The 13,544-nt window shown below is 47.1% G+C and carries 9 protein-coding genes; 4 read left to right on the top strand and 5 right to left on the bottom strand.

Annotated elements, in window-relative coordinates:
* Positions 1 to 65 precede the first annotated feature (65 nt).
* The 3 genes from BLS44_RS09770 to BLS44_RS09755 all read right to left on the bottom strand — a co-directional run bounded on the left by BLS44_RS09770 (position 66) and on the right by BLS44_RS09755 (position 6,585).
* Positions 66 to 2,099: a M13 family metallopeptidase gene (locus BLS44_RS09770; RefSeq protein WP_090389886.1), complete on the bottom strand. Its 2,034-nt coding sequence runs from the start codon at positions 2,097 to 2,099 to the stop codon at positions 66 to 68.
* A gap of 700 nt (positions 2,100 to 2,799) precedes the next feature.
* The gene (locus tag BLS44_RS09760; RefSeq protein WP_090389884.1) at positions 2,800 to 5,418 is read right to left on the bottom strand and encodes an MGH1-like glycoside hydrolase domain-containing protein; all 2,619 of its coding nucleotides are present in this window, start codon (positions 5,416 to 5,418) and stop codon (positions 2,800 to 2,802) included.
* 90 nt (positions 5,419 to 5,508) lie between these two features.
* On the bottom strand, positions 5,509 to 6,585 hold the full coding sequence (locus BLS44_RS09755; RefSeq protein WP_090389883.1) for an N-acetylmuramoyl-L-alanine amidase: 1,077 nt from the start codon (positions 6,583 to 6,585) through the stop codon (positions 5,509 to 5,511).
* A 161-nt stretch (positions 6,586 to 6,746) separates the two neighbouring features.
* Here BLS44_RS09755 and gndA point away from each other — a divergent pair, with 161 nt between their 5' ends.
* From gndA to BLS44_RS09735, 4 genes are all read left to right on the top strand, one after another.
* Positions 6,747 to 8,165 (top strand): NADP-dependent phosphogluconate dehydrogenase, encoded by a 1,419-nt coding sequence (gene gndA / locus BLS44_RS09750; protein ID WP_090389882.1) that lies wholly within the window; start codon positions 6,747 to 6,749, stop codon positions 8,163 to 8,165.
* Between the two features lie 159 nt (positions 8,166 to 8,324).
* Positions 8,325 to 9,863: a glucose-6-phosphate dehydrogenase gene (zwf, locus tag BLS44_RS09745; protein ID WP_090389881.1), complete on the top strand. Its 1,539-nt coding sequence runs from the start codon at positions 8,325 to 8,327 to the stop codon at positions 9,861 to 9,863.
* Positions 9,860 to 10,582 (top strand): 6-phosphogluconolactonase, encoded by a 723-nt coding sequence (pgl, locus tag BLS44_RS09740; RefSeq protein WP_090389880.1) that lies wholly within the window; start codon positions 9,860 to 9,862, stop codon positions 10,580 to 10,582. Before zwf ends, pgl begins: the two co-directional genes overlap by 4 nt.
* A 67-nt stretch (positions 10,583 to 10,649) precedes the next feature.
* Entirely contained in the window at positions 10,650 to 11,552 is a 903-nt protein-coding gene (locus BLS44_RS09735) for a DUF3472 domain-containing protein (protein WP_143019714.1), read from the top strand.
* Positions 11,553 to 11,682: 130 nt separating this feature from the next.
* On the opposite strand, the gene BLS44_RS09730 is transcribed toward BLS44_RS09735, so the two are convergent.
* Positions 11,683 to 12,033 (bottom strand): Rieske (2Fe-2S) protein, encoded by a 351-nt coding sequence (locus tag BLS44_RS09730; RefSeq protein WP_090389878.1) that lies wholly within the window; start codon positions 12,031 to 12,033, stop codon positions 11,683 to 11,685.
* A 55-nt stretch (positions 12,034 to 12,088) separates the two neighbouring features.
* Complete coding sequence (hflX, locus tag BLS44_RS09725; protein ID WP_090389877.1) at positions 12,089 to 13,276, bottom strand: GTPase HflX; 1,188 nt, start codon at positions 13,274 to 13,276, stop codon at positions 12,089 to 12,091.
* Positions 13,277 to 13,544: the final 268 nt, after the last annotated feature.

Below are 13,544 nucleotides of genomic sequence, written 5' to 3'. Positions count from 1 at the left end.
AGCCTTTGTTTTCTTTGCGGGGATGTAGAGTAAGCAATATCAAGTGAAAAGTAAAAAAGAATCCGCTACCAGATCCGGATCCGGTCTCCGGGCTTTTTATACAATTTATCTCCCGGCTTTACCTGGAATGCTTTGTACCAGGCATCCATATTGACCAGCGGGCCAATGATCCTGTACCGGCCTGGCGGATGCGGGTTTACAAGGATGGATTGTGCTAGATCTTCTTCAGACAGATATTCCTTCCAGAGCTGTGCCCAGGAAAGAAAAAAACGCTGATCGGGGGTCAATCCTCCGGTTTTTTGACCCGATCTTCCTTCCGGCGTCATCTTAAAGGCCTCATAGGCCACACTCAGGCCGCCCAGGTCTGCAATATTTTCTCCCAGCGTCAGCTTTCCATTTACATGAATACTGTCCTGCACCGTGTATTTATTAAACTGCGCTTCCACCATTTTGGTTTTTGCTTTAAATTTCTTTTCATCTTCCGCCGTCCACCAGTTTTTTAAGTTTCCATCTGCTGCATATTGCGCACCCTGGTCATCAAACCCATGTGTCATTTCATGGCCAATTACCGCCCCAATGCCGCCATAGTTTACCGCATCATCCGCATTGGCATCAAAAAACGGGGGCCGAAAGATTCCTGCAGGGAAAACGATTTCATTCCGTATGGGATTATAATACGCATTTACCGTTGGCGGTGTTGTTTCCCAGCGCTCCCGATTTGCCGGCTTTCCAAGCCAGCTGATCATGAAAAGATATTGCCAGCGGCGAACAGCTCTTATATTCTTAAAAAATGTGCCCCGGTTTATCTCCAGCCCTTCATAATTTTCCCATTTGTCAGGATAACCTATTTTAAGACGGATGGCCGCCAGCTTGGCCAGCGCTTTTTGCCTGGTAGCGGACTCCATCCAGCTCAGCCTCTTTATCCGTATTTCAAATGCTTTTCTTAGATTGGCCACCAGTTCTTCCATCTTTGCTTTTGTTGCCGGGGCAAAATATTCTTTTACGTATAGTTGTCCCAGCAGTTCTCCAATACTGCCATCGGTTAACCATGAAAGCCTTTCCCATCGGGGAGTTGGGATCTCACCAGGCAGCCACTCTCTTGTTACAGCAACACTTGCTTTTACAAAAGGATGGCTCAGGAACGGAGCGGCCTCTTTCAGTATATTCCATTTCAAATACAGTTTCCAATGATCAAGCGGAACTGTTTTCAACAGGTTAGCAACCGCGGCAAAAAACACCGGGCTGCTTACCAGTACGCTATCCTGCCCTTTTACTTCCAGTTCCGACAGGATTGTTCGCCAATCTAACCCCGGTGTGGTTTTGGAAAGATCGTCCAGGTAAAACCGATTGTTCACACTATTTATGTTGCGCATTTCCACCGGGCTCAGTTGTGCTGCCGCTAATTGTTTTTCAATATTAAAAATGATTGCTGCATTAACGGATGCTTTCTGCGGGGAAACTCCTGTTAAGCCAAAAAGCGTAGCACAGTATTTTGAATACCTGTTGCGGATCTCAAGAGCGTACTTATTATCCTTTAAATAATTGTCCTGGGCAAACGAAGTGCCGCCCTGGAACAGGAAGGGAATGATAACCGACGCATTTTCGGGGTCCTGCACCGCAGAAAACCCGTAAAGCGGGTAGGCGATGCCGTTGGTACGGAGATGATTTATTTCTTTCAGCAGCTCTGGAAGGGTCTTTATCGCATCAATAACAGCCAGGTCTGTCTTTATGGGTGTGTAGCCCAGTTTTTCAATGGTCATAGTGTCCATTCCCGCTGCATAAAAATCACCCACCCGTTTTTCTACTGAGCCAGCCGGCGCTTTTTTGTTGACAGCAGCTTTCTCAAGTATTGATTTTAAATCCTTTACATTAAAACGCTGCAGGAGATCAAAATTGTTCCCAACCTGGTCTTTACCCCAGGGAGTATTTTGAACCTGAATACCGAAGGCATAGCTGTAAAAATCATCGCCTGGTTTCAGGGAAGCTTCTTTGGTTGCCGGGGTAACAGCAGGTTGTTTCTTTGGGATCAGCAACATAATCGTTGTCAGTAAAAGGCCTGCTCCAGCCGCCCATATTCCCACCTTTATAAAGCGGTTCATTTTGTGTACCAGGTTTTTATAAAAATAAAGAATTTCCGGCCAGCGTTTTGAATGTGCATTCCATTGTGCATAACAGGTTCAAAACCCACTTTTCGGGTGCATAACCGCCCTTTTTGGTGTATAACCCTGTTTATAATAGCTGCAAAACAATCGGGGTAAAAATTTGGAAAGGGTTGTTCCCGGGTCGTACCTTCAAATTGCATTTGATGAGAACAATTAATTTATTAAGCGGTTTTGTCGGATGCACCAACAGATTCTTTGACATCCTGGTTTGAGCAGCACAAAATTTGCCGGGCAGCAATGCGGGGCAGCGTATGTGTTCTGAAGCCGGGGATCAGAAATCGTCTTCGCTTAATAAAGCATGGACGGGGCCCTTATCCAAAGGTTAAACAGCTGCAATACCGCAAGGTAGCGGAGCGTTCGACATGAGGTAAGTGCAAACACCCGCCCGGAATTTTAAGCAAAACAGCGGAAGCCTTGCCGGTTGCCGGGGATCCATCCGTTTTAGCTGTGCCGCCTGTAAAAGGGATGTACAACTGTTACACGGTTTCCAGACAGCAACAAAGCAGAAGCTATTAAAAAAGCATCGGGTTCGTAAGTGATAAACCGGGAAACTGGTTTTGAAACAAAAAACACGATGCTTTTTTGCTTTTAAGCCTGTAAACCTGTTAGGTTTTAGAAACCTAACAGGTTTACAGGCTTATTCTTTATCCGCCAGCTCACTGATCAATTCAGCTACCAGTGCCGACCAGCCGGTTTGATGACTGGCGCCCAGTCCGCGGCCGGAATCTCCATTAAAGTATTCATAAAACAGGATCAGATCCTGGTTTTCCGGGAGATTGAAAAACCAGTTATATTCTCCATATATGGGGCGGTTGCCGTCCTTGTCTTTCTGAAACAGGCTGATCACCCGCCTGGATAATTCTGTTGAAATATGGAACAGGTTCATCCGATTTCCGGATCCTGTAGGATATTCCATCAAAAAAGAATCATGATAAAACTTGCCCAGTCTCCTTATAGACTGGATAATGATAAAATTGATCGGGATCCAGACCGGTCCGCGCCAGTTGGAATTGCCGCCAAACATATCGGATGTGGAATCACCCGGATCGTACTGGATGGAGTGCACTTCCCCGTTAATGGTAACCGAGTAGGGATTGGCTTCGTGGTATTTCGACAATGCCCGGATACCGCCTTCAGATAAAAATTCACTTTCATCCAGCAGGCGGGTCAGCAGGGCCTTCAACCGGTCGCGCTGTACCAGGGACATCAGCATTTCCTCGCCATCCCCCTTTTCTTCATTGGGCCAGAACAGGTCATTTTTTAACCGGTAATTCTTAAACCAGCTAAACCGTTTCTTAAAATCAGGAAGTTTTTGAAAAACCTCCCGGCTCATGATGTTCACCGCATACAGGGAGGTCAGTCCCACAATGGAACGGATCTTTAACGGCTGCGGCGGCGCATCGCGCATACACAACACATCATAGAAGAACTGGTCCTCCTCGTTCCACAGTACATGATCATTTAATGCTTCTGCAATTAAAACAAAGTGCTCAAAGAACTTGGTCACCATATCTTCAAAAGAAGGATCAACTACCGCAATTTCCAGGGCAATGTCCATCATATTCAGGGCATAGATCCCCATCCAGCTGGTGCCGTCCGCCTGCTCCAGCTGGATCTCTCCTTTATCATGATAACTGCGGTTAAACACCCCGATATTATCCAGCCCCAGGAAGCCGCCTTCAAAGATATTATCCCCCTTCAGATCTTTCCGGTTGATCCACCAGGTAAAATTGATGGTAAGCTTGTTGAATACCTTTTTCAGAAAATCGATATCTCCTTTTCCCTTTGCCTTCTTTTCAATTTCATAGATCTCCATCGCCGCCCAGGCCTGTACAGGCGGGTTTACATCGCTGAAATTCCATTCATAAGAGGGCAGCTGCCCATCCGGTTTCGTAAACCACTCCCGCATCAGCAGCAGCAGCTGGTTCTTTGCAAATACCGGGTCTACCACAGCCATGGAAATACACTGGAACGACTGATCCCAGGCCGCATACCAGGGATATTCCCACTTATCGGGCATAGAAATAATGTCCTGGTTCTTGAGATGCGTCCAGTCGCTGTTCCTTCCTGTTAGTCTTGAAGGAACGATGGGCGTAATACCATCAGATACACTGAGCCAGCGCTCCACGTCGTAATGATAATATTGCTTGCTCCACAGCAACCCGGCAAGAGCCTGGCGCTGCACCCGCGCCATACCCGGGTTTACTCCCCGTGGGAAAATGGCCTTATAGAAGGCATCTGCTTCCCCCCGCCGCTTGTCAAACAACTGCAGGAACGCATCATCAAAAGGCTGCTGGGTAGCCTGGCTGGTAAGCCGGCAATAAATAGCAATGGTTTCACCCGCATTAACGGAGCGTTTAAACACGGGCGCAAAGCGGGTACCATGTTTCCGGTTACGCAGCGCTTCCGTATTCGTTCCTTCAATGATCGCATCCTGGAATGCATCTTTTACAAAAATGCTGTTATTGGGCCGCCCGAAAAGCTTTTCAAAGTTTGTTTCATTATCCGTAAACAGTGCATCATCTGCACCCTGGAAATAAAAATAATAATCGCCGATCCGGTTGTGCCTTGCCAGTACGGTATGATCGTTGACGAGGGATATATCCGGAACAGCGGTATTGGATCCGTTGGACCACCGGTTATAGAACCAGAGCAGGGGCAGCACGGTTATGGGAGCTGCTTCACTGTAGCGGTTGGTGATATTGATCCGTATAGCGATGTCGGTACTGTGCTGTTTAGCATAGGTCACCTGCACATCAAAATACCTCCGCTCATTAAAGATACCGGTATCCAGTATCTCGTATTCCGTTTCGTTCTTTCCCCGGCTGCGGTTCTGCTCCCGCAATTGTTCGTAAGGAAAGGCCTGCTGGGGATATTTATACAGGTATTCCATATAATAATGCGTAGGCAGGTTATCCAGGTAGAAATACAGTTCTTTTACATCCTCTCCATGGTTGCCTTCATTATTTCCCAAACCGAATAGCCGCTCTTTCAGGATCTTGTCCTGCCCGTTCCACAGGGAGATGGCAAAACAAAGATTCTGAAAATAATCCGAGATACCGGCCAGGCCATCTTCTCCCCAGAGATAGGCCCTGCTGTTAGCATGGTCAAAGGGAAAATAATTCCAGGTATCCCCGTTCTGGCTATAGTCTTCCCTTACCGTTCCCCACTGGCGCTCGCTCACATAGGGTCCCCATTGTTCCAGCGGGATGGCTTTTTTTGCATTTGCTGCAAGTCGTTTATGTTCTTCTGTCATTAATCTTTACTTTAAATAAAAGCCTCCATATATGTAAATATGGAGGCTGCAAAAATATCTTTTTTAAAATAAACGGGGGTTACCTGCTACTTAGTAGTACTTATAAACGTTGTATAGTACTTTTTTATCATAGTCCGTTAACATGGGCGAGCTGTCGTTCTGGATAAAATGCAGTTTAAATGCCTGGATGGCATCTGCGGGGATTGCGGTATTATATCCAATCACTCTCAATGCCAGCAACGCGTTAAAGTCGGCAGGGGGTTCTGCCAGGTTAGCAGAATCGTACCAATAGCCAAAGCCGGCATCTGCCAGGCGCTTCCAGGGGAAGTACTTGCTGGGGTCATTTTTTCGTACGGGTGCGATATCGGAATGCGCGATAAAGTTGGCCTGCGGGATACCGAATTTATCCTTCAGGTAATCCAGCAATTTTAACAGGGCGCTGATCTGCGCTTCCGGAAACGGTTCCTTACCGTTGTTGTCGATTTCAATACCGATACTGCAGGAGTTCATATCGGTAACAGCCCCCCACTTGCTTTTTCCGGCATGCCAGGCCCTGAAATATTCATTCAGCATCTGGTAAGTGATCCCATCCTTCCCTACTACAAAATGTGCGCTTACCCCGGTACGGGTAACGGAGAAGGTGAACAGGGTCTGCTCTGTGTTGTCCTGTGCCGTATGATGCAGGATCACAAAATTGGGTTTCCGGTTGTCAAAATTTACAGTAGTATACCACCTGGAGTTGATGGCCGGGTTTTGCGGGTTGGGCACCACAGCCATTTGCTTAAACAGGTTCTCTGTTGTTTTATAATAGGCCGACTTTGCTGAAGTCTGCTGAATGCTGTCTGTAATATACCGGTAATAAGCCGGGGAGCGATACCCCGCCGCCTTTGCTTCGGCTGCCGTTACAGTAGCCGCTTCTTCCTGCCGTCTTTCGACAGCGGTATTTACCTTCCGGGTTTCCTCTGTTTTTTGCTGTTGCCGGGTAATTTGCTCGGGTTTGGTAAAAGTGGTCTGGCCAGGGTTCCGGCCGTTATTTTCCGCTGGCTGCTGGTTAGCGGGCGGCGATGTCTTGGACAACACATTCCTTCGGGCAGGTTGCGAAGTGCCACAGGCGTACAGCACCACCATCAACAACGCCATTCTAAATAATGCTTTGCTGCTCAACATTTCTGATCGTTTCGTTCAATGAATCTATAAAATAAGGCCGTTTCCTCACGTGAAAGTAACGAAAAACCTCGTAAAATGACCGATTCCGGCCAAAATTGTGCATTCGAACAATTTATTTTATGATTTTGTTAATGCAGTATTACCTTTAGAAAAAAAAGTTTATGGCTGCAAGATTTGGTATGATCGGATTGGGAACAATGGGCCGGAACCTCGTATTAAACATTGCCGATCATGGGTTTGAAGTTTGCGGTTACGACCGGGATGAGCACCAACGTAAAATCACCGAAGCAGCAGGAAAGGGCAAACCCGTTTCCACTGCCGCCTCTTCCGCTGAGCTGGTCGCAAAACTGGAAACACCCCGCATCATTATGTTATTGGTTCCCGCCGGGAAAATTGTAGATGCCGTGATCGGCGAACTGGTGCCGCAATTGCAGAAAGGCGATATCCTGATCGATGGAGGCAACTCGCATTTTATAGACACCGAAAGAAGATACCAGGAACTGCAAAACTCGGGCATCCATTTCATCGGGATGGGCGTTTCCGGTGGCGAGGATGGCGCCCGTTTTGGTCCCAGCATGATGCCGGGAGGAAACAAAGAAAGCTATGAGCTGGTAAAAGATATCCTGGAAGCCATTGCGGCCAGGGCAGAAGGCGAGCCCTGTGTGGCCTATATGGGTCATACCGCTGCCGGGCATTATGTAAAGATGGTCCATAATGGTATTGAATATGCGGTAATGCAGATGATCAGCGAAGTATACGGGTTGCTGAAGAACGAAGGCATGACCAATGCGCAGTTTGCCCACCTGTTTGAAGAATGGAACCAGGGCGAACTGCAATCCTTCCTCATCGAGATCACAGCTGCCATCTTTAAAGAAAAAGATCCCGAAACCGGCAAAGACCTGATCGACCTGATCCTGGACAAAGCCAAACAAAAAGGCACGGGGTTATGGACCTCCGAAAGTTCGCTGGAGCTTAACGTGCCCCTCCCCACCATCGACATTGCCGTTTCCATGCGCTACCTGTCGGCGCTTAAGGACGAACGGACTGCTTTTTCAAAGCTATACGATCACCAAAACCAAAAAACCGGTACCAACCTGGAGGCGCTTAAAGATATTTGCCGCGATGCATTGCATTTTTCGTTTATGCTGGCATATGCACAGGGCCTGGAGCTGCTGCAGGTAGCATCCGCCAATTACAATTATGAGATCGATATCAAGACCGTGGTAAAAGTATGGCGAGGTGGTTGCATCATCCGCTCAGTGTTGTTGAAGGATCTGTTCAACGCCTATGAAAAAGAGCCGGCATTAACCAATATCATCGGGTCTACCCAGTTTTCCGGTGTATTGAAAGAAAAGCGTAAGGCGATCGTGCAGTTCCTCAAAACCGCGATGGACGCGGGCGTGGCGGCTTCGTCTATTTCCTCGATACTGAATTATTTTGATGCCTATACCACGGAGCGCCTGCCCGCCAACCTAATACAGGCGCAGCGAGATCTGTTTGGGGCGCATACGTATGAGCGCATTGATAAACCAGGAAGTTTTCATACGGACTGGCCGTATACACCGGCAGAAGCAAAGTAGTGTTGTTGCCACAGAGGCACTGAAACACTAAACTTCTGTGCCTGGACAGCAGTCCATACAGCGCGTTATTTTGCTGCTTTAAATACCGGGGTTTTATTTGTCTCTTTATATAACTTCGTGACTCAGTGCCTCAGTGGCATCATGACTTAAACCGTTTATATGAGCTTTAAACAAACACCCGCCAATATTGTCATTTTCGGCGGCTTTGGAGACCTTTCCTGGAGAAAACTGATCCCGGCATTCTATAATCTTTTTATCTATGGCTATATGCCGGAAGAGTTTGCGATCTATGCCGTACATTACCAGGGTATGCCTGAAGATTCTTTTGAAAAGCATATGCTGGAGGGCGTAAATAATTTCTCCAGGAGCGGAAAGGCCAAACCGGAACAGTGGAATCAATTTATTAAAAAGCTTTATTTCTTCCAGGGCGATTTTACACTGGATGATACTTACACCCGGCTCAAAACCATTTTGAATAAGAATGATAAGGACTGGAAGAAACGGGCCACCCGCCTGTTCTATTATTCCGTAGCACCTACATTTATTGATCCCATCTCCAAATCTATTTCCAAATACAAACTGGCACCGCAGTCCAATAAGGACCGCATTGTGGTAGAAAAACCCTTTGGTACCGACCTGGCATCTGCCAGGGCATTAAACAAGCTGCTTAAAGATCATTTTGAAGAGAACCAGATCTACCGCATTGACCATTACCTGGGCAAAGAGGTAGTGCAGAACCTGCTGGCCTTCCGGTTTGCCAATTATATTTTTGAACCGTTATGGAACCGGAATTTTATTGAGAATGTACAGATCAGCGTAACCGAACAGGTAAGTGTGGGTACGCGCGGCAGCTATTACGATAAAAGCGGCGCCCTGCGCGATATGATACAGAACCACCTGATGCAATTACTTTCCGTAGTGGGTATGGATTGTCCGAAAGGCAATGATGCAGAAGCCATCCGCAATGAAAAAGTAAAAGTGCTTAAGAGCGTGCGGCCGTTTACTGCAGCCGCTATTGCATCAGATGTGGTGCGGGCGCAATATACGGCCGGTGAAGTAGATGGACAGCACCAGCAGGGTTATCTCCAGGAAACCAGCATCACCAAAGGTTCCACAACGGAAACCTATGTAGCGGCCAAGCTTTATATCGACAATGACCGCTGGAAAGGCGTTCCCTTTTACCTGCGTACAGGCAAATGTTTGCAAAAACAATCCTCCCTGATCGTGATCACCTTCAAAGATTCTCCCTTTAAAATATTCAGGGATGATGTAACGCCCAACCAGCTCATCATCAGCATACAGCCGGAACAGGAGATCACGTTGTTGTTTGAAGGAAAAGTGCCCGGGCCCGTGATGAAACTGAAACCCGTTGAAATGGATTTCACCTATTATGAATCCTTTACTGAACAGCCACCGGAAGCCTATGAAACCTTATTGCTGGACGCACTGGAGGGCGATGCCACCCAGTTTATGCGGGCAGACCAGGTAGAAACAGCATGGAGCATTGTAATGCCTGTTTTACAGGAATGGGAAAAGAATGGCAAAACCGGGCTGGAAAAATATCCGGCCGGAAGCTGGGGCCCAAGAAAAGCAGAACAACTGATCAAAAAAGATGGCTTTCAATGGGTACTGATGCCGCCGCCTAACGACAGAGACCGCTATATTTGCAAAGAACGCAGAAAAGAAATTAAATCATGAGCAACCCGATTCAACTTATTTGGAAAGATAAAGAAGCCTTAAGCATTGCAGCTGCTTATCATTTTGTGAGCGCCGCTGCAAAAAGCATTGCCGCCAACAACCGTTTTACCGTAGCCTTCTCTGGTGGCAGCACGCCCAAAAGATTGTTTGAAATACTGGCTACGCCGACCTTCAGTAATAATATCGACTGGAAAAAAGTATTCATTTTCTGGAGCGATGAACGTTTTGTGCCGCATACCAGCGATGAAAGTAATTATAAAATGAGCCGGACAGCTTTGCTGGATCATATCCGCATTCCCCGGAAAAATATTTTTGTCACACCAACAAAGGGAGAACCCGCGGCCTGCGCTTCGGAATATGAAGCCAGTGTAAAAGCAATCCTTGGTAAAAGCGCGCAATTCGACTTAACCTTGCTCGGCATGGGAGATGACGGGCATACCGCTTCCCTGTTTCCGGGCACCACCATCTTAACTGAAACAAAGCGACTGGTAAAAGAAGTTTGGGTAGAAAGCAAGCAAACCTGGCGCATCAGCTTTACCTATACCCTGATCAATAAAAGTAAGGAAGTAATGTTCCTTGTGGGCGATGCCAATAAATACCCCATACTGAAAAAGATCTTTGCAAAGAATTCCAAACTGCTTTACCCGGTGCAAGGTGTAGCGCCGCAGAAAGGACAAACCATCTGGATGCTGGATGAGGCGGCGGTTACGGGGAAGTAATCGCGGAGGCCAGATATCATTTCTAATTTAGCTACCGATAATGATGAGTCCAAAAAAGCGCTTGATTTTGTTATTATTCCAGCTGTGTATATTGCCTGGAGCAACGGTGGTTGCCCAAAACAGCGACACATCAAAAAGCAGCGAGCCTGTATATTATAGTCCGGGCGGCACTTACAGCGACTGGTATTTCCCCGCCAAAGAAGGCTATGCGAGCCTGGAATGGACCTTTGTACCGGTTGCGGATCCTCCGCCAAGCCTGGCAAAGCAGGGTTTATTGCATTACTATGCCTATAATTTTTCGCTGGTAAATGCCACTGGCAATATTGGTAGTGGCTATGCGGGTTTTCAGACAAATGGTGTTTTCAAAAATTCGTTCCAGGGTAAAGTGATTAACTTTTCCATCTGGGGTTCCAATGGCGGAAAATCAAAGGGAATGGTAAATGCCGCCAATGATGAAAGTGGTGGCTATCAGATCATGTATCAATACAACTGGACTCCCGGGCAGCAATACCGGTTTGAGCTGAAGCAGGGCCCCAGTGGCGAAGACAGTCTTGGCAAATGGTGGGGCTTATGGGTAACCAATAAAAGTAATGGCGCAACAGATTTTATAGGGGAGCAACGGGTGCCGGCGGTAATCAACGGCAAAAGTGTTGTATTGTGGAATGCACATACTTCTATGTTTGGAGAAGATCTGCATTGGTGGCAGTCTTTAAACGGCCATACAAAATATAAAGACCAATCCAGCTTTCAACCCTCGGCAATGGCGGCAATAGATATTACTGCAAACGGAGGCACAATAAAGCCCGTTAAATTTGTCAGTTTTATCAATTCAGGCAAACCGGTAACCGGCAGTAATGGCTTTAAGTCCATAAATTCCAAGGTGTCTATTTACCAGGACACTACTACTTTCAATGTACAACACAATCTGGGTTATTGGGCTTCGCCGGCACCTAATTACCTTAAGAAATAAGCAGCGTGCCATTGTTTTGTATGATGCCGGTGCCACAAATCCCCAGAGCACTAAAAAAACATCAGGGGTTTATATAAATGCGCGCCGCAGCACCGTTGCGCGAAATACAACCAATATAGCCGACAGCCAACTAAAATCCAAACCAGTTATCCCTTTCAATACCCACATACCAGCCATCTTCCCGTTCTTCCACCGGATAGGTTTTTAAAAAGTAACCTTCACCGGTGGTGTTGCGGCCTGTTTCCAGATTGAATTTGTAGCGGTGTACCGGGCAAACAATATCTCCCTGTACGTTTACATAGCCTCCCGCTAACGGAGCAGCGGCGTGCGGGCATTTGGCGGCACAGGCAAAAAGTCGCTCATGAAACCGCGCAATGCATAAATGCCTGCCGCCGATCTTTATTTCTGCCAGGTTCTCTTCATTAAAATTCAATTCATTCGGGTGCAGGGCAAGCAGGTGCCATTCCAGTTTTTTGCTCATGGCACTAAATTAAACTTTTAAGCGGCAAAAAGTTTTTAACGCATTAAATCCCTTCCTAAAAAAACATCGTTTTATACGGGTACCGTACCTGGTAAAGCTCTTTTACTTTGTTTAAGATGGTAGAGCGCAGCCCTTCTACATTCCGTCTTTCGGTTGCGGCAACAAATACAGCATTACCACCGGTCTCGTGGTTCCAGCGGTCATAAAGGTCTTGCAGGATCTCCTTCTTGGTATCTTCACCCAGCCACTCGTCAAAGGTCTGTTGTTCATACAGATCCATTTTATTAAACACGGTAATCATGGGCTTGTCAAACGCTTTCAGCTCCTGCAGGGTTTTATTTACCACCGCCATCTGGTCTTCATACTGCGGATGCGAGATATCGATCACGTGAATTAATATATCGGCCTCCCGCACCTCATCCAGTGTGCTTTTAAAGCTTTCAATGAGATGGTGGGGCAATTTGCGGATGAACCCTACCGTATCACTTAACAGGAAGGGTGTATTGTCAAAAACCACTTTGCTGGTAGTGGTATCCAGGGTAGCAAATAATTTATTTTCAGCAAACACTTCACGTTTGCTCAGCAGGTTCATAATGGTGCTCTTGCCCACATTAGTGTAGCCTACCAGCGCCACGCGGATAAACTCCCCGCGGTTCTTTCGCTGGGTGGCCGATTGCTTGTCGATCTCTTTTAAGCGGTTCCGCAGCAACGAAATCTTTTCCCGTACAATACGCCGGTCAGTTTCGATCTCTGTTTCACCTGGCCCCCGAGTACCGATGCCTCCACCCAAACGTTCCAGGTGCTTCCACATCCCGCGCAAACGCGGCAGAATGTACTGGTACTGTGCCAGCTCTACCTGGGCCTTGGCTTCGGCGGTTTTAGCCCTGCGGGCAAAAATATCCAGGATCAGGTCCGACCGGTCAATGGTCTTTACCCCAATGGCTGTCGTAATATTATTGATCTGAGCCCCGGAAAGTTCATCATCAAAAATGACCAGGTTCACCTGGTTAGCTATTGCATACTGGCGTATTTCTTCCAGCTTTCCTTTTCCTACAAAAGTGCGGGAATCCGGGTGCTGTAACTTTTGTATAAACCGTTTCTTTGTTTCCGCTCCCGCTGTTTCGGCCAAAAATGCCAGCTCATCCAGGTACTCTACCACCTGTTGCTCCGTTTGGTCCTTGGTTACCACCCCAACGATCACCGCCGTTTCCGTTCCTTGTATGATGTTCTTTTTATCAAGCATGAATGGGCAAAGTTACAAAGGCTTCGGCAGATGGCATAAATTAAAGAATGCGTAAATTAAGCTTACAGAATCCACGGATTTCCACAGATCTCTTTTGCTGCTCGTGTAAGCCGGGTCCAGGAGCAATAGCAATCATACGCACTATCAAATACTCATTATGTGAACATCTTCGAGAAAAAACAGACCGCTGGCTGGCGATGAGCAGGCTCCAAATCAGTATAATAATGCACTCACGGATTGCGCAGATTTTCACAGAAGGCCTTAACGG

The organism is Niabella drilacis, assembly GCF_900101395.1.
GTDB lineage: Bacteria > Bacteroidota > Bacteroidia > Chitinophagales > Chitinophagaceae > Niabella > Niabella drilacis.
This window is presented reverse-complemented; position numbering and strand designations above follow the sequence as displayed.